Raw genomic sequence first — 23,955 nt, 5'->3', positions numbered from 1 at the left:
CTTCCAGGGCCCGCGCCTCGCCTCGCCCGGAAAACCGTCCTGCCTCAGATAACGTCGACCCGCGGCACTCCGCTGACCATTTCGCCGATCACGCGTGCTTCGTCGAAACCGTCCGCGTGGAACAGGGCGAGCACCTCGTCGACCGCTTCCGGTGCGCACGAAACCAGCAATCCGCCCGAGGTCTGCGGATCGGTGAGCAGGGTGCGGGCCGTGGACGGCAATGAGCCGGGTAACACGATGTCTTTACCGTAGGCGTCCCAGTTGCGCCCCGAAGCGCCGGTAAAAATGCCGGCTTCCGCGAAGCTGACCACGTCCGGCAGCCACGGCAAATCCGCATAGCGCACGCGGGCAGTCAGGTTCGAACCGCGGGCCAATTCCAGCGTATGGCCCAGCAGGCCAAATCCAGTGATGTCGGTGAGGGCATGCACGCCGTCGAGCGAGGATAGCGCCGCGCCCGGCCGGTTGAGCTTGGTTGTGGCGGCAATCATCGCGGCATAGCCGTTTGAATCGAGCCGGTCTTTTTTCAGCGCCGCCGACAGCACGCCCACGCCCAGCGGTTTGCCGAGGATCAGCACGTCGCCGGCCTGCGCACCGGCATTGCGTTTGACACGCCGCGGATCGACTAAGCCGATCGCCACAAGGCCGTAAATGGGTTCCACCGAATCGATCGAATGGCCGCCGGCGAGAGGAATGCCGGCTTCGGCGCAGACGGATTCGCCGCCCTTCAGCACCGCCGCGATCACGTCGTGCGGCAGCACATTGATCGGCATGCCGACGATCGCGAGCGCCATGATCGGCTTGCCGCCCATGGCGTAGACGTCGGAGAGCGCGTTGGTGGCGGCGATGCGGCCGAAGTCGAACGGGTCGTCGACGATCGGCATGAAGAAGTCGGTGGTGGCGACGATCGCCTGCTCGTCGTTGAGCCGGTAGACGGCAGCGTCGTCGGCGGTATCGTTGCCGACCAGCAGGTCGGGAAAGAACGGCAACGGCGCGCTGCGCTTGAGCAGATCGGCAAGCAGGCCGGGGGCGATCTTGCAGCCGCAGCCTCCGCCGTGCGACAGGCTGGTCAGGCGGGGCGACTGGATGTTGTTAGCGGTGGTATCGGTCATTTGCGCGGATTTCAGGCTCTGAATGACGACATTATGATGGTTGTTGCGGCACCGCGTGGGCACGGCGGACGCAAGCCACATGCGGCCGTTGCACGGGCAATTCGCCAGGAACAGTCATCAGAGCGCCTACGGAGACCCATCACGTCGTTTCAGCCCTTGCCCCGTCAAAGGGTTGTACCCCTGGCTGCAGGACTCTATTTGGGGTCCTATAATCAATTTCAGTACCCCACAACAGCCGAGGCCCATCAAATGCCCCACATGTCCCGGCGACAGTTCCTGAAGGTCTCCGCCACCACGCTCGCCGGATCAAGTTTGGCCCTCATGGGCTTCTCTCCGGCACCCGCGCTGGCTGAGGTCCGTCAGTACAAACTGTCGCGCACAACTGAAACCCGCAATACCTGCCCGTACTGCTCGGTGGGTTGCGGCATCCTGATGTACGGACTCGGCGACAACGCCAAGAATGCAAAGTCCAGCATCATCCATATCGAAGGCGATCCCGATCATCCGGTCAATCGCGGCACGTTGTGCCCGAAGGGCGCGAGCCTGATCGACTTCATTCATAGTCCAAGCCGTCTGAAGTATCCGGAATACCGCGCGGCCGGATCGAATGAATGGCAGCGGATTTCCTGGGACGACGCGCTCGATCGCATCGCCAGGCTGATGAAGGAGGACCGCGATGCCAACTTCGTCGAAACGACGGAAGACGGCAAGAAGGTCAACCGCTGGCTGACCACCGGCATGCTCGCCGCATCTGCCGGTAGTAATGAAGTGGGATATTTGACGCACAAGACTGTCCGCAGTCTTGGCATGCTCGCATTCGATAACCAGGCGCGTGTTTGACACGGCCCGACGGTGGCAGGTCTTGCCCCGACGTTTGGCCGTGGAGCGATGACGAACCATTGGGTCGACATCAAGAACGCGGACGTGATTCTGGTGATGGGCGGCAATGCGGCCGAGGCGCACCCGTGTGGATTCAAGTGGGTCACGGAAGCAAAGGCGCACCGCAAGGCAAGATTGATCGTGGTCGATCCGCGCTTTACGCGCACGGCATCGGTCGCGGATTACTACGCGCAGATCCGGACCGGCTCGGACATCGTGTTTCTGGGCGGGGTGATCAACTATTTACTCACGAACGACAAGATTCAGCACGAGTACGTCAAGAACTATACGGACATGCCGTTTATCGTTCGTGAGGACTTCTCGTTTACTGACGGTCTCTATTCCGGCTACAACGCGGACAAGCGCAGCTACGACAAAAGTTCGTGGGACTACGAGCGCGGCGACGACGGCTTTGCAAAGATCGACCCGACGCTGCAAAACCCGCGCTGCGTCTATCAGTTGATGAAGCAGCACTACTCGCGCTATACGCCCGAGCAGGTCGAAAAAATCTGCGGCACGCCGAAGGAGAAATTCCTGAAGGTCTGCGAAATGCTGGCGTCGACAGCCGTTCCAGGTCGCGCCGGCACGATCCTGTACGCGCTCGGCTGGACACATCACTCGGTGGGCTCGCAGATCATTCGCACGGGCGCGATGGTGCAATTGCTGCTGGGCAACATTGGCATTGCGGGCGGCGGCATGAATGCGCTGCGCGGCCATTCGAACATTCAAGGCTTGACTGACCTTGGCCTGATGTCGAACCTGTTGCCGGGCTACATGACGCTGCCAATGGAGGCCGAGCAGGACTACGACGCTTTCATCGCCAAGCGTGCGACGCAGCCGCTGCGGCCGAACCAGCTCAGCTACTGGCGCAACTATCGCGCGTTCCACGTCAGCTTCATGAAGTCGTGGTGGGGCGATAACGCGACCGCGGAGAACAACTTCGGCTACGACTATCTGCCGAAGCTCGATAAGTCGTACGACATGCTGCAGGTCTTCGAGCTGATGAATCAAGGCAAGATGACCGGCTACATCGCGCAGGGCTTCAACCCGCTTGCCGCGGCGCCGAACAAGGCGAAGATCGGCGCGAGTCTGGCCAGGCTGAAGTGGCTCGTCATTATGGATCCGCTCGCCACCGAAACCTCCGAGTTCTGGAAGAACTTCGGTGAGTTCAACGACGTCGATCCGGCCTCGATTCAAACGGAAGTTTTCCGATTGCCGACCACGTGTTTCGCGGAAGAGCGCGGCTCGCTGGTCAGCTCCAGCCGCGTGCTGCAGTGGCACTGGCAGGGCGCGGTCGGCCCGGGCGAATCGAAGAGCGACCTGGAGATCATGTCAGGGCTCTGGTTGCGCATTCGTCGGGCTTATCAGGAGAAGGGCGGCAAGTATCCCGATCCGATTCTCAAGATGAGCTGGCCGTATTCCGATCCGGAAAGCCCGACGCCTGAAGAAATCGCCATGGAGTTCAATGGCAAGGCGCTGGCTGACGTGACCGATGCGACCGACAAAACCAAGGTGCTCGCCAAAAAGGGTGAGCAACTGGCAGGCTTCGCGCAGCTTCGGGACGATGGCAGCACGGCAAGCGGCTGCTGGATCTTCTGCGGTTCGTGGACCCAGGCGGGCAACCAGATGGGCCGGCGCGATAACTCCGATCCGACCGGTATCGGTAATACGCTGAACTGGGCATGGGCGTGGCCCGCGAACCGGCGGATTCTGTACAACCGTGCTTCGTGCGACGTCAGCGGCAAGCCGTTCGACTCCACGCGCAAGCTGATCGCCTGGAATGGCACCGCGTGGACTGGCGCGGATGTTCCCGACTTCAAGATCGACGAACCGCCTGAAAACGGCATGAATCCGTTCATCATGAATCCGGAAGGCGTGGCGCGTTTCTTCTCGCGTGACGGGCTGGTGGAAGGTCCATTCCCCGAGCATTACGAACCATTCGAAACGCCGCTCGGTTACAACCCGCTGCATCCGGAGAACAAGGCGGTTGTTAGCAATCCGGCGGCACGCGTATTCCCGGATGATCGGGCCGCCTTCGGCACGCATGAGAACTTCCCGCATACGGCCACCACGTATCGTCTGACTGAACATTTCCACTACTGGACCAAGCATGCGCGATTGAACGCGATCATCCAGCCGCAACAGTTCGTGGAGATCGGCGAGGATCTGGCGAAGGAGGTGGGCGTGGTCGCGGGGGATCGCGTGAAAGTGTCGTCCAATCGCGGGCACATTATTGCCGTGGCGCTCGTCACCAAGCGGATCAAACCGCTGATGATCGAAGGGAAAAAGGTCCAGACAGTCGGGTTGCCTTTGCATTGGGGCTTCAAGGGACTCGCGAAGCCGGGCTATCTCGTCAATACGCTGACGCCTTCCGTGGGCGACGGGAATTCGCAGACACCGGAATTCAAGTCGTTCCTGGTCAAGGTCGAAAAGGCATAGGGGGAAGAGATGGCACTGCAATCACTTGATATTAAACGCCTCTCCGCCACGACCTTGCCGGAGCCGCAGGTGCGCGAGCCGGCTACGGGGACGGTCGCCAAGCTCATCGATGTATCGAAGTGCATTGGCTGCAAGGCGTGTCAGACGGCCTGTATGGAGTGGAACGATCTGCGCGACGAGATTGGCACGACGACCGGCATCTACGACAACCCGCGCGATCTGTCGGAGCATTCATGGACCGTCATGCGGTTCTCGGAGTACGAGAATACCGAGGGCGATCTCGAGTGGCTGATCCGCAAGGACGGCTGCATGCACTGCGAGGATCCGGGCTGTCTGAAGGCGTGTCCTTCGCCGGGGGCGATCGTGCAGTACACGAACGGGATCGTGGATTTTCATGAGGAAAATTGCATTGGTTGCGGCTATTGCATCACCGGTTGCCCATTCAACGTGCCGCGCATTTCGAAGAAAGACAATCGAGCGTACAAGTGCACGCTGTGTTCGGACCGTGTGGCCGTCGGCCAGGAGCCGGCGTGCGTGAAGACCTGCCCGACCGGCGCGATCATGTTCGGCACCAAGGAGGACATGAAGCAGCAGGCGGCGGATCGGATCGTCGATCTGAAGGAACGCGGCTTCCAGAACGCCGGTTTGTACGATCCTGCCGGCGTGGGCGGCACGCATGTGATGTACGTGCTGCATCACGCCGACAAAGCCAACCTGTACCACGGCTTGCCACAGAATCCGAAGATCAGCGCGATGGTTTATCTATGGAAAGGTCTGGCGAAACCGCTGGCACTGGCAGGGATCGCGTTCGCGGCTGTGGCGGGGTTCTTCCACTACACGCGCGTCGGTCCGAACGAGGTGACGGAGGCGGACGAAGCCGAAGCACAGCATGAAGCCGACGAGGCACGCCCTTCGCGGGAGGCATCCGATGAAGCACGCTGAAAACCAGGAGCACGTTGTGCTGAAAGACGTGAAGGGCAACAGCCTGATCCAGCGCTACACGCCGAATGAACGGACGAATCACTGGATCACGGCGATCACGTTCGTTTTGCTGGCGCTGTCCGGCCTTGCCATGTTTCATCCGGCGATGTCGTGGCTTTATGCGATCTTCGGTGGTGGGCAATGGACGCGGATTCTGCATCCGTTTGTCGGCTGCGTGATGTTCCTGTCGTTTCTGATTCTTGCGCTGCGCTTCTGGCATCACAATTATCTCGACCGCGCGGATATCCAGTGGATGAGGCAGATTGACGACGTGCTCAACAATCGCGAGGAGAAGCTCCCCGCGATCGGAAAGTACAACGCCGGCCAAAAACTGCTATTTTTCACCATGGTGACCTGCCTGCTACTGTTGCTGGCGAGCGGTATTGTGATATGGCGGCGCTATTTCTCGTTCTATTTCCCGATTGAGGTCATCCGCTTCGCGGCGCTGGTTCATGCTGCTGCGGCGTTCGTCCTGATCGTCGGCATCGTCGTGCATATTTACGCGGCGTTGTGGATCAAGGGCTCGATTGGCGCGATGACGCGCGGCACCGTGACCTACGGCTGGGCGAGAAAGCATCATCCGAACTGGTTCAAGGAAATCATCGGCAAGCAGGATCGGTAAGAAGCGCGGCACGATGTGCCGCGCACCGCACCCCGGGCCGCCGCTCCTGTTCGATGAACTGCGGCGGCTCTTCAGTATTAGCGCAATGGCTGCGCAATTGTCAGAGGTCGATACTTTGGTTCAACGCATTCTTGAAGCAGGCGATATCGAGTCGCTCGATCACACGGCGATTCCCCGCATCCGCACGCCGGAACGGCTAGCGGTCTTTTCCGTGCGCGCCGCGCGGCTGCGTCAACTGGCGGCGCTCGGCAATCCGATTGCCGGCTATTTGCGCCTGATGGCGGTACTGGCGGATGCGCAGCAAGCCGTGATGACCGGCTTTAAGGCACAGCCGCCCAGCGCTGACTCGATCGCGAGCGCACAGCAACATTCCATGCCGCTGATTCCGGCGCTCTCCGGCGTGCGCGATCCAGCGTGGCACGATGTTTTGCTGCAGTTGGTCGACAAGGTGCAAGCCGCCGGACCGCTCACACCGCCGCTCGAAGCGCTGTTCGTCAGACTGCGAACACTCGATATAGCCGCGCTCGAAGCTCAGGCTGATGCCATCTTCGCGCAGCGATTCGACGAAGTCGATCCGGCGAGCGCGCCGTTCATCATGGCCGCGCTGCAAGTGGTCTGGACCGATCTCGCCGCCGATATCGACAAGCGCGAGGTGCCGTACATCGAAACGCTCGGCCTGTGTCCGGTATGCGGATCCCATCCGGTGGCGAGTACAGTGCGCGTGGGCGGTGCGTATGACAATTACCGCTACCTGCAATGCGGTTTATGTGCGACGGAGTGGCACATGGTCCGGTCAAAATGTTCGAACTGCGACTCGACCAAGGGCATTGCCTATCACGCTGTCGGCGCGCAGGACGCCGACGAGGCGACCCGGGAGGCCGATTCCAGGAATGCGGCCTTGAAGGCGGAGTCGTGCGACGAATGCCATACTTACCGGAAGATCGGCATTCAATCGAAGGACTACGATTTCGAACCGTTTGCGGACGATCTCGCCAGTCTCACGCTGGACCTGCTGATGGGGGCGGAGGGTTACCTGCGCGCGTCGCCGCATCCGTGGTTGTGGCCGGAGCAGACAGGCACCGCGGCTGAGTCTTCCGGCGAGTTTGACTAAAGCGCGACTCAAGCGCGACTGAAGCACGACTCAAGAAAAGGGATGACCTCGTGAGCGACGTAACCGGCTCTGAATTGCGCGCGCTGATGGCGCGTGTGCCGTCGGTGGAAAAGGTGATGGCGTCGGCCGAGTTCGCAGCGCTGCTGAGCGAGTTCGGCCGCACGCAGGTGTTGAATGCCTTGCGTCATGCGCTTGACACCTGGCGCGCCAGCGCGCAGTCCGGCGATGCGTCGGTGAGCGCGCTCGATGTCGCGCAACTGCGGGTATCGGTCGAAGCCGCGCTGCGCCGGCGCAACGCGGCCCGTCTGCGCAGCGTCTTCAATCTGACCGGCACCGTGCTGCATACCAACCTCGGCCGCGCCTTGCTTCCGGACGAAGCGGTACAAGCCGTCATGAAGGCGCTCACGCAACCGGTCAACCTCGAGTTCGATCTCGGCACGGGCAAGCGCGGTGACCGCGACGATCTGATCGACGAGCTCATCTGCGAACTGACCGGCGCCGAAGCCGCGACCGTGGTCAATAACAATGCTGCCGCCGTGCTGCTTACGTTGTCCGCGTTGGCGTCGAAGAAAGAAGTGATTGTGTCGCGGGGCGAGCTGGTTGAAATCGGTGGCGCGTTTCGCATTCCCGACATCATGAGCCGCGCGGGCGCGAAGCTGCGCGAAGTCGGCACCACCAATCGTACGCATCTCAAGGACTACGACGAAGCCATTGGTCCGCAAACCGCACTGTTGATGAAAGTCCACACGAGCAACTACGTGATCAACGGCTTCACCAAAGAGGTAGGAGTCAATGCCCTCGCGCCGCTCGCCCACGCGCGCGGTATCGCCGTTGCCGTGGACCTCGGCAGCGGCACGCTGGTCGATCTGACGCAATGGGGTTTGCCACGCGAGACGACGGTGCGCGAAACCATCGAAGCCGGCGCCGACCTTGTCACGTTCAGCGGTGACAAATTGCTCGGCGGCCCGCAAGCCGGTTTGATCGTCGGCCGGCGCGATCTGATTGCCAGGATCAAAAAACATCCCCTCAAGCGCGCGCTGCGGGTCGGCAAACTGACGCTCGCGGCACTGGGACCCGTGCTGCAGATGTACCGCGCACCGGAGAAGCTCGCGGAGCGGCTGACCACGCTGCGTTTGCTCACGCGCCCGAGCGACGAAATCCGGCTCACCGCGGAGCGGGTACAGCCTGCGCTGCAGTGCGCGGCCGGCGAACGCTACGCCGTGGTGGCCGAGCCCATGCTCAGCCAGATTGGCAGCGGCGCGTTGCCCGTTGACGTGTTGCCGAGCTACGGTCTCGTCATCAGGGCCGCAGACGGCAAGCGCGGCGGCCGTCAATTGCTCGCACTCGAGAAGCGCTTGCGCGAGATGGCGCGGCCGGTCATCGGTCGCATCGCGGACGAGGCATTGCGTCTCGATCTGCGCTGTCTCGAAGCCGCTGATGAGGCGCAGTTGATCGATCAACTGAAGGGCGAGCACGCATGATCGTAGGGACGGCGGGGCATATCGACCATGGCAAAACCAGTCTGGTGAGAGCGCTGTCGGGCGTCGATACGGATCGACTCAAGGAAGAAAAAGCGCGTGGCATTTCGATCGAACTGGGCTATGCGTACGTGCCGCTCGACAACGGCGACGTGCTCGGCCTGATCGACGTGCCGGGCCACGAAAAGCTCGTCCATACGATGACAGCGGGCGCAAGCGGGATCGATTTCGTCCTGCTCGTGATTGCTGCCGACGACGGCGTGATGCCGCAAACGCGCGAACATCTGGCGATCGTGGAACTGCTCGGCATCAAGCGCGGCGCGATAGCGCTGACCAAGATAGATCGCGTTGATGCGGAGCGGCTGAAGGAAGTGCATGCCGAGGTTGCAGTGTTTCTGAGCGGCAGCGTGCTGCAGGACGCGCCGGTATTCGATACCAACGCGCTAGGTGACGATGATCCTGGCGTGGCTGCGCTGAAGGCGCATTTGCACGCAGCGGCAGCAGCGTGGCGCATGAAGCGCGACGACGGCCTGTTCCGTCTCGCGGTCGACCGGGTTTTCACGCTGGCGGGCCATGGGACGATCGTGGCAGGAACCGTGGTGTCGGGACGCGTAGCGGTGGGCGACACAATGCTGCTCGCGCCGAAAAATCAGCCAGTGCGCGTGCGTAGCATTCATGCGCAGAATCGTCCGGCTGAAATCGGACGGGCGGGCGAGCGCTGTGCGTTGAATCTTGCTGGCATCGAGAAGAGCCTGATCGATCGCGGCGACTGGATCGTCGATCCGCGTCTTTCGCAAGCGTCCGTACGCATCGACGTCATGCTGACGCTGCTCGCCGATGCACCGCTGACGCTGGAGCATTGGGCGCCGCTCCATGTGCATTTGGGCACGCAGCATCAGGTCGCGCACGCCGCGTTGCTCGATGGCGAGACACTCGGGACTGGTCAGTCGGCGCGTGTGCAGCTCGTGTTCGAGCGGCCGGTGTGTGCGCTTCCTGGCGACCGCTTTGTGGTGCGCAATGCGCAAGCCGATCGCACGATTGGCGGCGGTTATGTGCTTGACCCGTTTGCGCCTTCGCGCAAGCGTCGCTCAATTGAGCGGCTGGCGTGGCTTGATGCGATTCAGACCATGCTCGACACCGGCGCATTGGATTCGCTGCTCGCGAGGGCTCCGTTCGGGTTGTCCCGTGCGTCGCTGGAGAGGCTAACCGGCAGGCAGGCGGCCGTACTCGCGTTGCCGTCCGACACGCGTGTTGTCGAGCTTCCTGGTCATGACGCGCTGTTGATCGCCGATGCGTCGTGGCGGGCGCTGAATACGCGACTGATTACGACGCTAAAGCAGTACCACGAACGCTCGCCCGACGAACTGGGCCCGGATGTATCGCGCCTGCGACGGATCGCAGCGCCTCTCGTCGACGATGCTGTGTGGCGCGCGCTGATCGACGATGCGGCGGCGCGCGGCGAGATCGTCAGACGCGGGCCGTGGCTGCATTTGCCGGACCACGCGGTGACGCTCGACGACGCTGATCGCGCACTCGCGGCAACGCTGCTGCCGGCGCTGAAAGAAGGACGTTTCGATCCGCCTTGGGTGCGTGATCTGGCAAATGCACAGGGCGTATCCGAAGACCGCGTGAGGCAGTTGCTGCGCAAGCTCGCTCGGCAGGGCGAACTGTTTCAAGTCGTGCGCGACCTCTTTTATCACCATGAGGCGATTCGTGAACTGGCATTGATCGCGGGTGTCGAAGCGCAAAGGAATGCGGGTACGGTTGCGGCTGCACCGTTTCGCGATGTCACCGGTCTTGGCCGAAAGCGCGCGATTCAGCTTTTGGAATTCTTCGACCGGGTTGGATATACTCGCTTCCACCGTGGCCTGCACCTGATGCGCACGGATAGCCGTTGGCTCGATCTGCTTTGACTCGACGTTTGGGTCGCAACGCGTAGTTTCAGTTGTTCAATCACCGTAGGAAGGCATTCGTATCCGGTGGTGCGGCTGGGCTTCAAACCCAGTTGAGGGCGTCAGACGCGCTCAGGTCGGTTCGACTCCGGCTGCCTTCCGCCCGGCATGGCTTCCCGGGCATTCCGATATGTAGCGGTTACCATAAATCTTCCGTTTGGAAGCTTTTTGGTTTAATCAAAAAAATAATAATTTACATTTTGTTACATCTGTGAGCTATGTCGCCGCAATTAACGGCAATACATGCAAAGCCCGCCGGCACAAGGCCCGAGAGGGATGCGCGTCTCGACATGAGGCTCAAGTCGCTCGGTTGCCTTGTTGTCAAATCTCATCTGCTTGACCAACGCCAGTTAAGTTTATAGCGTTGGTTCAAACGCGCCTCTCAAGTAATTCCGTTCGCGATACCTAGCGTGACGTTGCTTGCCGGGCAGACATTTGTTGCGGCGATAAGCAAGCTTGTCATCATCATATGATTAGGTATGCAAATGAACGTGTTTTCTGTAGATAGATTGTATGAACTATTTGACGAGCTTGGCGTTCCTCCAGCGGCGAGGATGAAAATTATCGATAGTTTCCGGAGACCTGCACGCGATTTACAGCCTAACCGCGCCCATGCACCGATGGATATGCCCTGCCCGAAGATGGGGATGACCATTCATGTTGCGAATGCCATTGAGAGAGCCGCTGCGAACGATTATTTGTTCGACTACGACGTTCTGGGCTATCTGGACAGCCCGTTTGAGCTAAATATCAAATATATGGGGCGAGGGGACAAGGTGGTGCGTTTTAACTGGTCACAAGGATTTCTCGTGATCAAATCGTCATGCATCTACTTGGACGAGTGGTTCACGTTGGATTCCTTGAATAAAAAATGCAAACGTAACCCGACTCGCTACCAGAGAGAAGATACGGGTTTCCGATGTCCTCCCCTCGAGGAGGCCGCCAGCAAGTTAGGAATCACGTACAGGATCCGCATTGCAGAAGAGATTGACGTTACGACAGATCGGAACAGAAATTTTTTGCGATCGTATCTGGTCGACAGGGAAAGCCCGCCTTCGAGCTTCATTCGAGAAGTGGAAGCGTACTTCGATAGCGTCTCATTTACCACATTGGAAGAACTTCAAGAAGCGCTTCCAAAGTATAAGCTGGATGATTTTCATGTTGCACTAGCAGAAGGGAGAATTGCAGCGGACTTTTCAAGTGCTTTCGTGTGCGATAAAAATCGCTTTATGGTTTTTCGGGATATTGAAAGTCGAGAAGTATATCGAGACGCTTATCAGTTAGAGAGACGGCTATCAACGCTTGAATTAGAAAATTCACCACCTGACTTCAGGGCTGGAACAAAGTTTGTGATGTGCTCGCATGTCTTTGCGGTCGCAGTTCGTGGAGACATCGATGCTTTGCTTAACTCGGAAGACGGGGGGCAGCCGATTGTCATTCCCACGGCGAATCTTTCTGATTTTTGGCATAACAATCAGATAACCATAATAAGTATTCCGCGGGAACATGGGAATACGTTGTGCTTGGATTCGCCATGGCGCCATGCATCTGTCTCCGCGGTTCAAAATGCGGTCCGGAAGCTTGAGTTGCTAGCTCTGTGGGAAGGTGGTGATCGTTCAACTGCAGTCACAGAAGCGTACACGGATCGATCATACAGGACCTTCCGGGCAGCTAGGGATAGTGCTTTGCGTGCAGGAGAAGATGTTCTTGCAGCTCTCCTGCCTAAGTGGCCGGAACGGGGGAATCGTCGAGCCAGGTTGAGTGAAGAAGTCGAAGCGGAAATTGAGAGGGCCTTCAAAAATGACTATGAATCTCTTCGCGGACCACGTAAGTGGTTCGTTTACGGAGAACTCAGCGGGCGTTTGGAGAAAATTGGAGAAAAAATATCTAAGGTGACATTCCTGCGCCGCATAGCGAAAGAGACAGACGCTGAGACCGTGAGGAAGCGAGCGGGCGATAAGGCTGCTTATCAAGCCGCGCAATTTGTTTGGACTATACGGCACGATACCCCTGTACATGGTGACTATCCGATGCAGTATGTTCACATTGATCACACGGAGCTTGACGTAGAAGTGGTATCTAAGAAAACAGGAGAGTCTATTGGAAGGCCAATTTTAACTCTAATCATATGTGCGTTCAGTCGAAGAATATTGGGATTCTATCTTTCGATTCGTAAGCCGCGATATTTGTCGTGTATGGCCGCATTGATGGACATGGTAAGACGATTCGGCCGTGCACCGGAATTTGTGGTGTTCGATGGAGGAACAGAATTTGGGGCAGCTGATTTCAAGTGGATGTTGCGCTTCCTTCGAATAGGAGAGAAGCCAAGAAAGACCTCTGCGTGTCGAGAGGGTGACGTGCTCGAGAGAATTTTCTGTATGTCGCAAAAGGCTTTTATTGAAAATCTATTTGGCAATACGAAGCTTAGAAAAAACCCTAGAGGATTGACGAAGAAATCCGATCCAAGCGGTCTGGCACGCCATACTTTAGAGGAACTCTATGAAGGACTTGAAAAATTCTTCTTTGACACATACGACAGGCGGCGTCACGGTACATTGTTAATGTCACCGCGACAGAAGTTCGAGAGCGGTCTAGATCGCTCTGGGAAGCGTCTTGGGCGACTTCGGCGCCTCAAAGACTGCATTCCTTGTGCGTTTCCTACAGTGCGGGGAACTACACGGGTGATCGACTGTCAGCGCGGAATACGAACTAATCATTCTCAATATAGGAATTCTCGCCTGGAGCGTCCTCAATACCACAGGATGTCTGTACAAGTTAAGAGTCATCCAATTGATCCGAACATAGTTTACGCGTTTGTGAACAAGGAGTGGTACCCAATGCTACGTGTGAAGACCGATGCCGATACCTCATCGACTGAGTTAATTTCGCTGGCGGAATCCGAGGAAAATGTCATTCTACATAGCAGAGTCCTTGAATCTCAGCACGAAGCGAATATGGCGACCTCTGCAATAGTCGAGAGCATGGATCAGAAATGGGCTGAGCGCGTCGCTGCGAATGGATGCGATCAGAACGATCAAGACACAGATGAGGAAACTGAAGGCGGGCAGCATAGCGCGGACGGTGCGGAATCGAAATCGTCCGATGGACCGAACGAAGACAAACCGCTCGCCGAACAGATGCAATTGCTCAAGTCAGGAGGTTACCATGCCAAGAGGTACAAATAGCGATTGTGAGGAAAGATGCCCAGACGACCTTGTGAATGCACCGATAAAATTTCGCTTACAGTACTTCAAGAATGCGATTTTAGGTCACGATATTTTTGATGATGTCCTCGAAAAAATCGAGGCGGCGATTGAGTGCGGGCTGCCTGGAACAATGCTGGTTCTGGTTGGTCCTGCGGGCGTTGGGAAGTCCTCTGTTGGAGACGTATTGCACAAGAGAGTAAGCGAAGATTTCTTCGAAGCTAATCCGGATGATAAGCACACGATTCCATCGGTGTTGCTAGAGGCATGGTCTGGCGAAGAGGGTAGGTTTGACTTTAAGGAGTTCTATGAACAGATCCTCGAAGCCCTCCAGGCTCCGCTTATCTCTAATACATTGCCAGAGGTTAAAAGAGTCATATGCGGTCGAGAGTTTTTTCTGCCAGACATTACCAACCGCCGAGCGCCAACTGTTTCCGCGTATAGGGCACGTTTGCGACGATCTATAAGGGAACGTAAGCCGCGTGTCCTATTTTTCGACGAGGCGTCCGCAATCATAGCGTCGTCGAAGCCAGATCGCGTCCGATCGAAATCGAACACGCTAAGGTCCATGGTCAACAGTTCTAACACCACAATGATCCTGTCCGGGGCCTATGATTTATATGATCTGGTTCTGCAAACTGGACAACTCGCCCGGCGCGGAGATGTAATCCATATGCCGGCCTATCTGCCGAGTCAGAAGCGAAAATTCGCAAAGGTCCTGTATGCGTTGCAGGATCTTATGCCAGTGAAGGGAGGGTGCGACCTTACTCCGTTCGCCGACGATCTTTCAAACCAATCTCTATTTACGACAGGACTTTTGAAAAAAATTCTCACTAACGCGATCGCGCTGTCAGACAAGCTCAAACGGCCGATCGATGAGGAAATCTTGAGCTTAAGTTACTACAAGCCTGCGCAGTTGGAGAAGCTTCAGCTAGAGATGTTTGATGGGTACTACAAGGTTGAAGGGGTTCAGCATCCCAACGACAAGCGTGCATTGATGCCAGTGACGACAGGGGAGGGTAGCGCGGAGGTTTCTACTACTACAACTGCAAAGAAGCGCGGTCGTGTCGGTAAAACCATTCCGACCAGAGGCGCCGTGGAGCACGGTCATGCATGAACTCGCGCCGCGCTACCGGGTGCGCCCGCGTGCGCTTTTTCAGCTAGAACCTCGCGCGATCGGAACATGGGCGCGCCAGCGACTCACCAGCTACGTGCAAGAGCTCGCGATCACGTCGCAGATTCAGCCGCATGCACTCCGCGACCACTATGGACCATTTCCCTTTGGCGTTCGTTTTAGGGAGGGCGCGATCGATCCCGGCAAGGCGCCTAATATTAATGGAGCGGCGGACTGCGCGCGCAACTGGGTCTCCGCCATAAGCGAGCTTGCGGGAAGGTCGGATATCGAAGGTCTGACACTCCTTCCCTTTGCAGACTTCGTCAGATTGGGCGGAGGGGCGCATCTGCATGCGCGCCGCATGTGGTGTAGGCGCTGTCTTCAAGATGATGTGGCTTCTGGCCAGCTACCATACGAACGACTGCTGTGGTCGATGAGGCAGGTCGTGGTTTGCCCGCTACACGAGGACTTTCTTGAATGCGCCTGCCCTCATTGTGGTCGTTGCCAGACGAACGAGCTGGTTCGGGATTGCCTGCCCGGCCACTGCGGTTTTTGCCAACATTTCTTGGGCGAAGAGGGGACCAGTGATGTAATGGAGTGCGACGGTACCGCGTCAGAATACCAACTTTGGGTGGCGCGAGATTTTGGCAATCTTTTGGATATGGATCGCGATCAGATTGAATGTGCTTCGCACGATAATGTGCGTCTCATGATGCGACTAGGGATAGCCAAAGCGTGTCGTGGGAGACCGCAAGTGTTCTCAGAAAATTTGCGATTCGGTTGCGAAACTGTCAAGAACTGGGTGGGCGGATGGAGGAAGATGTCGCTCACCGTCATTAGCTCCCTGTCGTGGATATACGGTGTGCCAATGCGTGCATGGCTTCTGGGCCAAGTCGACACATGGGATTGCTGTTGTGTTAGAGAATTGCCGCTCGATATTCATCGGGATTCAGATTTCAGGACGAGGTCATATTGGTGCGATTGGGATGCCGTAGCGGCCCGGATTCTTGCAAAATTGGAAAGCAGCGAACCACCGCGTGGTGTGACTGATGCTGCGAAGATGGAGTACATGACGGTCGAAACCTTCAAAAAACGGATGCCTGACGTGTATCGACGGGTACGCGATGCGGCGATGCAGAGGCGCAACGCGTCTAGCGTAATAGCCAGCCACCGGCTCAGGCAAAGAATTCGCGAATGCATCGAGCAATTAATTCAGGAAGGTCTGCCGCCAACCCGAACTAGAGTCGCGACCCGCCTTGGGAGGGGCTTGTTTCCGAAGGGAGAGAAGATCTACTGGGAGGAGATTCAGCATTTCAATGCATGATCGCTGCTTGGTCGCCTGGCTGGTGAAGCATTTAGTATGGAAACGCTGAGAATTAGATCGGAAGCAGGATAGTATCGCTGGTTGATTTTAATGTTGGAGGAATTTCTGGTGAACGGTCATCTTTCTCCTGAGAGAACTGCCTTTCATCTCAAGCCGGCTCGGTGTGCGGGCTCGGCCCGTCAGAAATTGACCGATTATGTCGTCCAGATCGCAAAAGATTCGTTGCTGCCGTTCGACGTTGTTGTGATGGAAATGGTGCAATGGCCTGCCTGTATTGACGGCTTGGATGCCACCCGTCGGCCTTTTGCGTCTGGCCAACATCTTGCACTTGCCAATGCACACGGCGAAACAGCAAAGTATTGGGTACAGCGCCTTACTGATCTAACCGGGCAGACGGATCTTGAGGCGCTCACACTTCTGCCGTTTGCCGGAGTGTTGCGGGATCCATTTGGACTGGTAGGCCACGGCCGGCGGTGGTGTCCAGTCTGCTTGCAGGATGATCTGCTAGCTGGAGCAGAAATTTACGAACGCTTGATATGGTCGATAAGACTGGTGGAGCGATGTCCGATCCATGATGTTCCGCTAACCAGCGAATGTCCAAACTGTCAGTACAGGCACTGCAACGAGACTTGCCGCCGCTCCATCTCAGGGCACTGCGCTCGCTGCCACTATTGGCTTGGAGCGAGCCTCTCTTGCTATCGGAGATCTCTGCACTGCCGCAGGCGCAATTCCTCGCGGCAAAAATGGCTCGCAAACGAATTTGCGTCCTTGCTAGACGTTCCAGATACGACGCTGATAAAGATGTCACAGGAAAACGCGGTTCTGATGCTTGAATCAGGAATCGATCGATTGGCTGGGGGCAGTGCAAAACGATTTGCGAGCGAATGCGGAAAATCGCCTTCAAGTCTATCGGAGTGGCGCGCAGGTCTGGTGATCCCGTCCATCCAAACGATTCTCGATATTTGTGAAAAGTTTCAGATTCGCTTGGTAGACTGGCTTTGTGCGAATTCCGATGCTTGGCCCGTTGACCCCGAGCGCCGAAAACACACCCATGGATATTCTCCGCGGCGAACTGCCTATTTGGAGCGAGACTGGTCGTCGATTGAGCGCAAACTCCGAACGGTGGCCGATTCCGATAGATGCACGTTGAGCTGGAAGCAGACTGCAGAAAATCTCGGTATTGATCCGTCACAACTACACGCCAAGTTTCCGGAACTCGCAGGAAAGATTTCTAGGAAGGCGCGCGAGCACAGAACTCGTGACAGCGTCAACCGAAGGGAGGCGCGGCGCACTGTGTTATTAGGCAAATTGAAGCAGATTGTGCGGAAAATGTTGGTTGCCGGAATCGATCCAACGCGTCGCCATGTAGAGGCCGAACTGACAAAGCACGGCATCGAATATCGATGGGCCGACTATCCGCTAATCGCTCAAGCGAGACATGAAGTAGACCGGGCGATTCCGTACATTTCAGCACCTTCGCGATATTCGTCTTCCCAACGAAGTTCGCCCGGCCATATGGAGACGAAGGGTTGATCTGCCGATAGGTCGAGCAACCCTCCCGCCCGCATAAAGCGATTGACGAGAGGTGCTGCCTACCTGTTTGCGGTGATCGTTCCCGTCTGTTTGGCCGCCAGGAAAGCCATAGTGATCTCGTCGTCGTGAAAATCCTACATTGGCACGGATGACTCCTCGTCAGCTCTCCAGCGGCGTCTTCCATCAATTGCGTTGTGAAAGTCCATTGGGCGCCAGCTTTTCTCCAAATTGCTTTCGTCGTTGCACGTCCAGGATAGTTCCGAGTTGCCTGATGATGGGCGACGGGATCGCGCTATCCTTAAACGGAACCCTACCATCGCAGCTGGGAATAAATTGCGGTTTGTTTGAGCAAGACTGTTCTCCGCGAGCAACCAAAATTTGCCGCGTTTGCCCGCGCGCCCTATGGTTGCATTTTAGCGATCAATGTTCGGAAAACTCCCCTCCACAAACGCGCGCGTCTGTGTCAGATCCGTCTTCGCATACGCGGCCGTTGTCTGCACCGACGCGTGCCCAAGCAGCGTCTGTGCGACCGGCAGTGGCACCGCATGATCAACGACCAGCGTGCGCGCGTAGCCATGCCTGAGCCAGTGCGTCGACGCCGCGCGCAGCAGGGCCAGCGTCACGCCGTCACCGGGCGCGACGAGTGCTTCCGCCGCATGGAAGACCGCCTTGACCTCGTCGTAGAGGCCGCTTGCCCCGAGCGCATCGCGCTTCTCGCTGTGAACGGGCGGCAGCCGTTCGAAGGCACCCGGCTCGGGCGTCAGACCGCGCGCGAGCCGGTACGCGCGCAGCGGCGGCACGCAGATGGCGGGGAGCGGAATCGCCCGCAACTTGTTCCCCTTGCCGCGCACGTGCAGGGTCCAGTGGGTGTCAGTGTCTGTGTCGGCGTCGACATCGAGCCGCGGCAGCCCCAGGGCTTCGGACCAGACCAGCTCCGCGAGCCGGACCCCGCCGTAACGGTACAGCGACCAGATTGCGCAGCGACGTGTCCAGACGGGCGGGGTGAGGCCGGTCGGCGCAGGGCCCGCGACGAGCGCGTCGCACAGCGCGACCACGCGGGCCGGGATGATGCGGGTGGGCGTCCAGGCCGCGCGGGCGGCACCGCCTCCGGACAGGTCGGCGGCCGGATTCGCAATCAGGTAGCCGGTCTTGAGCCAGTAGCGGAACAGGCTCGACACCACCGCGAGCGCACGGGCCGGTACCGCCGCGGAGCGCAGGCGTGTGATGCCCGTGGCAACCCGATGGCCGCGACGGGCCGGCTGGCGGCTGCCGGGGAGCGTTGCTTCACCGGTGGCGGGGCCGTGCGCGGGCTGGAGTTCGACCTCACGACGGTAGGCGAGCAGGTCGTGACGCGTGAGGTCCGACAGGGGCCCGAGCTGCTCGCGCTCGCACCAGGCAATCAGGCGCTTCAGGTCAGCGAGGTATGCGCGCCGCGTGTGTGGAGAACGGCTGGCGCGATCGCGCAGGAAGAGGATCACCGCCTGGGCATCGTCGGCTACGCCGAGGGTGTTCGTGACCATCGACGGATTGACGAAGCGGCCCGCCCGCGCGAGCCATGCTCCGGTGGCAGGAGTGGCGCTGGTGGCATTGGCGGCACTGGAGACTCGCGTGGCGACGGTGTGCGGCGGTTCGAGCGCCGCGAGCCAGACGGCGGTCGTGGCAGTCGCGGCGGGCGGCACGGCGGCGCTCGCAGGCACTCGCGCGTTCCCGTCCGCGACCTCGTGGAAACGGCGCCGGTGCTGGTGCAGCACGCGTTCCAGAATGGTTTCGGGCGCAGGCGCATCGTCCGCCGCGACAATCCGCAGGCGCCCGCGGTCCCAGTATTCGACGGCCACGTCGTGTTCGAGCAGCAGCGCGAACACGGCCGGGTGCTCGCGCTTTGCATCAGCGAGCGATGGACAGCCGCGCTTCAGACGAGTCAGCGTCCAGCGGGTATGGACAGGGTGGCCAACCGCGTCGGCCACATACGCGAGCGCTGCATCGATGGTCTCGGGCAGCCGCTGCGGTGGCGACGCGGCAGTGTCGATCCAGCTGGCGGGGTTCATCGCGCCTTCCTGCGCGCGGTGGGACCGTCCGGAACCGGGGAGGGCGTGTCGGCGACAGGAGTCTTGCGGTGTCGGCTTGGGGCGGGCGGGGCCGACCGGCGCGGCGTGGCCCGCAAGGCCTGCAGCAGGGCACGGTGCTCAGCGGCGACCGTGGCCAGTGCCGCGGCTTCGGCGGCGGCGTGCTGGTGGGCGTTGCGCTCGCTGGCGAGTTCGGTGAGCAGGCGGTCGCGTAATCCCTCGAGTGCGGCCACCCGTTCCTGGGCCTGCGTGATCTGGCCGGACAGGCGCTCGCGCTCGGCCTGCAGCGCGTGCCGCTGGTGTTCCGTTTCCTGCAGCAGTTGACGGGACAGGCCTTCATAGCGGGCGTGAACCGCGGCGAACTCGTCTGCATGCACCTGTCTGGTCTGGGCGAGTGTTGAGGTGACAGCGTCCAGTTCCGCCTGCAGGCCTGCTGCAGAAGCCCTGAGCGTCTCCGCGCGCTCGGTCAGGCTGCGGCAGTCCGCGCGCAGGTTGGCCAGTTCGCTGTCGCGTGCGCTCAGCTGCGCCCGCAGTTCGGCAAGTTCGACCCTCAGCATCTCGGTCCGCAGATCGGCGTCCCGCCGCGAGGCGTCCGAGGCTTCCGCCGCCTGCGTCGCTTCATCCCTGAGGCGCGCCACATCGTCGAGTTGAACGGCAACGGCGGCCTGCCAGAGCGCGCGCATCTGCTCGGCGATCGTGTCGGGCAGCCCGGGAATCGCGACCTGCGCGAGACCAGCGCGCACCACGTCGGCTTCAATCGTGTTCAGCATGCGGGACAGCGTCGCGGGATCGCCGGCGCCGAGCCGCGCGCGCAGTTTGCGGACCGACACCACCTTGCGAAAGCGCTCAGGGGTGGGCGGCGCGTGACCGGGATCCATGTCCGCTTCGGCGAGCATCGCAAGCACGGTGGTACGGATCTGGTCGGCGGAAACAGCGGCGGGGCGGGCCACGGCAGGACTCCAGCGCACCCGGGGCGAAAACGGGTACAGACGGGCGCGGGCGGGCAATTCCAGCATAGATTACGCACAGGCCTGACGCCAGAGAACCGTTTCCGGGCCGGGAATAAGGAACATTGCCGCGATAAACCCCCTTATCGCGGCAAACCGCGGCGCCCCGCCACGGCCCACCGGGGCTCATCCGGTCGCGTGCTAGCCCGACCCGTCAGGTCCAGGGTGCTCTGGCCACCAGGCAGGGTGACGCGTCAGGGTCAGTGGTTCGCGTGAAACCGCTTCCTTAGCTGGCCAGCTAAGGAAGCGGTTTTAGCTAAACAAACCGGCTTTTCAACAGGGCCGTGGCGCCGGACCGGGCGACGCGGCGGTGGTGGTCGCCGGCGTTGAGCCGGCAAGGCCGGGGGTTCCGGCCCGGTCGGATGTCGCGCGTACGGGCAATGGCCCGCTCAGCGGGACTGTCGCGGCGGGACGGCAGCCCGTCCGGCATCGGGCGGCGGGCGCTGGCGGATGCATCGCCCGGCAGCGGCGCCGACAGGCCACGGCTACTGCTCGCTGACAATTGCCAGCAGCCGGTCGCGCAACAGGGCCGTAGTCCGTTCTATTTCTTTGGGTGTGAGCCTGTCCATGTAAGCCACCGTCAGCAGGGTGAGCGGGTGTACGTCCAGCACTTCCGCGAGCTGTTCGATTTTCCCCAGCGTTGGCGACTTCAGGCCTCGCTCGACCGTGCTGATGTAGGTACGGCTGGATACCAGTCCAAAATGTTCCTGCGTAACGTCAACGATCTCCCGAAGTCGCTGTAGTGCCTTGCCGAAATTGGCCGTAGAGCGCATGCAAGTCCTCCCCATAAAGGACCTGATGAACTCATTACGAACACTAAAGGGCTACAATCTATAGTGTTCATTTGATATGATTCGCCGCTCTTTTTACGGAACGCCAGAAACCCGTTGACCATTTTCCGAATGGTCGCGCTCACCGTGCGACAGGGATAGCGGTCAGCGAATCCGAAAGACGGACGGACTCATCCGGCCGACAGCCTGTGCGTTCTGAACTGGAAATATCTCAAGGAACATTGATGTTGGTAACGGATACAAGCTGGGCAGAGTTCCATCCTGTCAGGCGGGCGCTCGCCGACCCCTATCAGGCCTGGCGATGCGTTGGCTGGACCAGCGAGACGATGAACTTCCTGATCGTGGCGTCGCCTGGCGCGCGTTCCCACGTGCAACTGCCGGACGGCTGGCTGGTGGGCGGGCCGGAGGCACTGCTCGAAGCTACCGCGCAGATGGAGAAGGGCTCCTTTTCCGTCTATGTCGTGGGCCGCGCCACTGACGACGGGAACGTGAGTTTTGACCAGGTCACGGGCATCTGGCGCGAGCGGAACCAGATGGGCGATGTACCTTCATTCTGGTACGCCATTGGCGGCGGCGAGCCCCAACCCTGTTCCCGCTTCCGGCGGCGTTCGGAAGCTCTACCCGAACTGGTCAGCGAGCTGATCATCGACGCGCGCGCCGTTTCCCCGCAGGTGAACCGGTAGGGCGAACCGTCAGCCGCGATCTGTCACCGCGCGCCTGTCGCGTTGAACTGCACCGGCCGGTCCTCCGCCGGAACGCCAGGCAGCATGCGCATCCAGATCGTGTCAGACCTTCACCTGAAATGCTCCACCGCAGCTTTCCGGATTCCAACCCGGTGGTGCCATCACCTGCCGATCTGCTCGTGCTCGCTGGCGACATCGCGTCACGGGCTGGCTAGGCTGAATGGTGTTCGGCACCCCGATGCAATAACGACAACTTTATCGCTGACCTGATCCACCATGCCGGTCGCCGGGCTCAACACACAAACACTGCTTGAGGAAAATTTCCCATGAAGCTCAGCATTAACGAAGATGAAAGACAGTCACTGAGGCTCGCCGTGCCGATCATCGAGAGCGATGGCCGACCGCCGTACGTGCGGCTCGCGGATATTCCCGAACCGTGGCGTAGCCAGTTTGACAAGGCGCTCACAGGATCAGCATGCCCCGTCCATAGCGATGAAGGGGATTGCGCCCATGCCTGGGATTGGACGGACTGGCTGACCGGGCGCTTTCCACGATGGTGATGTGGGCCGGTCGAAGCTGCACGCACACGGCTGCGAGCTTTTTCCGGCAGAGAGTCGAAGCTGGTCAACTTCCCCGATCGCTTATCACGGTTGCAGACAGATCGATGATTTCCCCAATGCGCTGCGGCAGTGCCTGGACATATCCGTGGACCGGACCCGTGGATAGAGAAACAGGCGATCAATGCGGGTTCGCCTTCGAACATCGTCGTACTCGCCGGCCCAGCCCGTCGCAATCCATATGTCGGGTCCATCCCCTGCACTGGCCGCTGCGAAAGCGAACCGGTCATCCATGGAGCCCAGCGACGGTCAATGAGAAAACGCCGATACAGCATGTCCAGCGTCAAGGCAGGCATCGAGCGGCTGATGCCGCTCGTCAGCACAGGTCGGGCTTTCGTCATCTGTCGGGCCGGCAAGCCATCCGCCGTGCTGGCACCACCTGACGTCGCGGGCCGCGAGCCCCGCTGGAGAACCGGCCTTCGACGTCATCGGGGACACCTGTACCGATCCTCGCTGCGCGCGTCGAATCCATCGATCAACCGGACTCAGACGGGGAGTAGGCACTATGCACGCCACGTATCGCGGCCGATTTACGCTGACTGACGTGCAACCGCCGCACACCATCCCACCGCCAGTCGCCACCGGCGGCCGGGTGCTATACCTTGACTTCGACGGCGTGCTGCACCCGGAAGACGTGCGCCGGCGCACCGGCCGGGGTCCGTACATTGCCAGTCCCTCCGGTCACATGTTTTTTGAACACGCTCCGCTGCTTGCCGACGCCCTGCGACCGTATCCGGATATCCGCATTGTGCTGTCCACGTCATGGGTGCGCTGGTACAGAAGCGTCCATCGCGTCGCGCGCAAGTTGCCGCCCGAGCTGAAAGCCCGGGTGATCGGGGCGACGTATCACGAAGACATGGACGAGGAGTCGTTCCGGCAGGCGCCAAGAGGCATGCAGGTATGGGCAGATGTGCTGCGCAGGAAACCAGCTGCCTGGCGTAAGCGTCCGATCTTGACCGTCTAGATTCTGGTCGCATCGCACCCCATGCTTTCGTTGGGCACAAATGTCACTGTGTCCATAAAGGGAGATCATGGACAGAGTCACTGAA

General features: G+C 59.6%; 17 protein-coding genes and 1 tRNA gene. 14 read left to right on the top strand and 4 right to left on the bottom strand.

Annotation, left to right across the window (positions count from 1 at the left end; all coding sequences use genetic code 11):
• Positions 1-44 precede the first annotated feature (44 nt).
• Positions 45-1,109, bottom strand: coding sequence for a selenide, water dikinase SelD (gene selD, locus KHO23_RS32275; protein WP_211616774.1), 1,065 nt, complete (start codon positions 1,107-1,109; stop codon positions 45-47).
• 249 nt (positions 1,110-1,358) lie between these two features.
• Between selD and fdnG the strand changes: the two genes are divergently transcribed.
• The 11 genes from fdnG (at position 1,359) to KHO23_RS32220 (ending at position 17,745) form a co-directional block, all read left to right on the top strand.
• Positions 1,359-4,427, top strand: a complete 3,069-nt coding sequence (fdnG, locus tag KHO23_RS32270) for a formate dehydrogenase-N subunit alpha (protein WP_211616772.1) — start codon at positions 1,359-1,361, stop codon at positions 4,425-4,427.
• Positions 4,428-4,436: 9 nt separating this feature from the next.
• Positions 4,437-5,369: a formate dehydrogenase subunit beta gene (fdxH, locus tag KHO23_RS32265; protein ID WP_211616770.1), complete on the top strand. Its 933-nt coding sequence runs from the start codon at positions 4,437-4,439 to the stop codon at positions 5,367-5,369.
• Complete coding sequence (locus KHO23_RS32260) at positions 5,356-6,030, top strand: formate dehydrogenase subunit gamma (RefSeq protein WP_211616768.1); 675 nt, start codon at positions 5,356-5,358, stop codon at positions 6,028-6,030. Before fdxH ends, KHO23_RS32260 begins: the two co-directional genes overlap by 14 nt.
• 115 nt (positions 6,031-6,145) lie before the next feature.
• Positions 6,146-7,141 (top strand): formate dehydrogenase accessory protein FdhE, encoded by a 996-nt coding sequence (gene fdhE, locus KHO23_RS32255; protein ID WP_211616820.1) that lies wholly within the window; start codon positions 6,146-6,148, stop codon positions 7,139-7,141.
• Positions 7,142-7,191: 50 nt separating this feature from the next.
• Entirely contained in the window at positions 7,192-8,622 is a 1,431-nt protein-coding gene (gene selA, locus KHO23_RS32250) for an L-seryl-tRNA(Sec) selenium transferase (protein WP_211616766.1), read from the top strand.
• Positions 8,619-10,532 carry a selenocysteine-specific translation elongation factor gene (selB, locus tag KHO23_RS32245; RefSeq protein WP_211616764.1) on the top strand — a complete coding sequence of 638 codons (1,914 nt, stop codon included), beginning with the start codon at positions 8,619-8,621 and terminating at the stop codon, positions 10,530-10,532. Before selA ends, selB begins: the two co-directional genes overlap by 4 nt.
• A 48-nt stretch (positions 10,533-10,580) precedes the next feature.
• A tRNA-Sec gene (locus KHO23_RS32240) sits at positions 10,581-10,673 on the top strand.
• Positions 10,674-11,050: 377 nt separating this feature from the next.
• Positions 11,051-13,756 (top strand): integrase catalytic domain-containing protein, encoded by a 2,706-nt coding sequence (locus KHO23_RS32235; RefSeq protein ID WP_211616761.1) that lies wholly within the window; start codon positions 11,051-11,053, stop codon positions 13,754-13,756.
• Positions 13,737-14,891: a TniB family NTP-binding protein gene (locus KHO23_RS32230; RefSeq protein WP_211616759.1), complete on the top strand. Its 1,155-nt coding sequence runs from the start codon at positions 13,737-13,739 to the stop codon at positions 14,889-14,891. The genes KHO23_RS32235 and KHO23_RS32230 overlap by 20 nt, the downstream gene beginning before the upstream one ends.
• Positions 14,884-16,212 carry a TniQ family protein gene (locus KHO23_RS32225; RefSeq protein WP_211616757.1) on the top strand — a complete coding sequence of 443 codons (1,329 nt, stop codon included), beginning with the start codon at positions 14,884-14,886 and terminating at the stop codon, positions 16,210-16,212. The genes KHO23_RS32230 and KHO23_RS32225 overlap by 8 nt, the downstream gene beginning before the upstream one ends.
• 108 nt (positions 16,213-16,320) lie before the next feature.
• Complete coding sequence (locus KHO23_RS32220) at positions 16,321-17,745, top strand: TniQ family protein (RefSeq protein WP_211616755.1); 1,425 nt, start codon at positions 16,321-16,323, stop codon at positions 17,743-17,745.
• A gap of 413 nt (positions 17,746-18,158) precedes the next feature.
• On the opposite strand, the gene KHO23_RS32215 is transcribed toward KHO23_RS32220, so the two are convergent.
• The 3 genes from KHO23_RS32215 to KHO23_RS32205 all read right to left on the bottom strand — a co-directional run bounded on the left by KHO23_RS32215 (position 18,159) and on the right by KHO23_RS32205 (position 21,588).
• On the bottom strand, positions 18,159-19,790 hold the full coding sequence (locus tag KHO23_RS32215) for a tyrosine-type recombinase/integrase (RefSeq protein WP_211616753.1): 1,632 nt from the start codon (positions 19,788-19,790) through the stop codon (positions 18,159-18,161).
• On the bottom strand, positions 19,787-20,758 hold the full coding sequence (locus KHO23_RS32210) for a DNA-binding protein (protein ID WP_211616752.1): 972 nt from the start codon (positions 20,756-20,758) through the stop codon (positions 19,787-19,789). Before KHO23_RS32210 ends, KHO23_RS32215 begins: the two co-directional genes overlap by 4 nt.
• Before the next feature lie 542 nt (positions 20,759-21,300).
• The gene (locus tag KHO23_RS32205; protein WP_211616751.1) at positions 21,301-21,588 is read right to left on the bottom strand and encodes a helix-turn-helix domain-containing protein; all 288 of its coding nucleotides are present in this window, start codon (positions 21,586-21,588) and stop codon (positions 21,301-21,303) included.
• A gap of 242 nt (positions 21,589-21,830) precedes the next feature.
• On the opposite strand from KHO23_RS32205, the gene KHO23_RS32200 reads away from it, so the two are divergent.
• From KHO23_RS32200 to KHO23_RS32190, 3 genes are all read left to right on the top strand, one after another.
• Positions 21,831-22,289: a hypothetical protein gene (locus KHO23_RS32200; RefSeq protein WP_211616750.1), complete on the top strand. Its 459-nt coding sequence runs from the start codon at positions 21,831-21,833 to the stop codon at positions 22,287-22,289.
• Positions 22,290-22,615: 326 nt separating this feature from the next.
• Complete coding sequence (locus tag KHO23_RS32195) at positions 22,616-22,849, top strand: hypothetical protein (protein ID WP_211616749.1); 234 nt, start codon at positions 22,616-22,618, stop codon at positions 22,847-22,849.
• A 562-nt stretch (positions 22,850-23,411) separates the two neighbouring features.
• A complete protein-coding gene (locus tag KHO23_RS32190) occupies positions 23,412-23,870 on the top strand; it encodes an HAD domain-containing protein (protein WP_211616748.1) in 459 nt (152 codons plus the stop codon).
• The last annotated feature ends 85 nt before the right edge of the window (positions 23,871-23,955 follow it).

It is taken from the genome of Paraburkholderia haematera (assembly GCF_905220975.1).
Classification (GTDB): domain Bacteria; phylum Pseudomonadota; class Gammaproteobacteria; order Burkholderiales; family Burkholderiaceae; genus Paraburkholderia; species Paraburkholderia haematera.
Note: the sequence above shows the minus strand (reverse complement) of the source record. Positions and strands in the feature narration are given on the sequence as shown.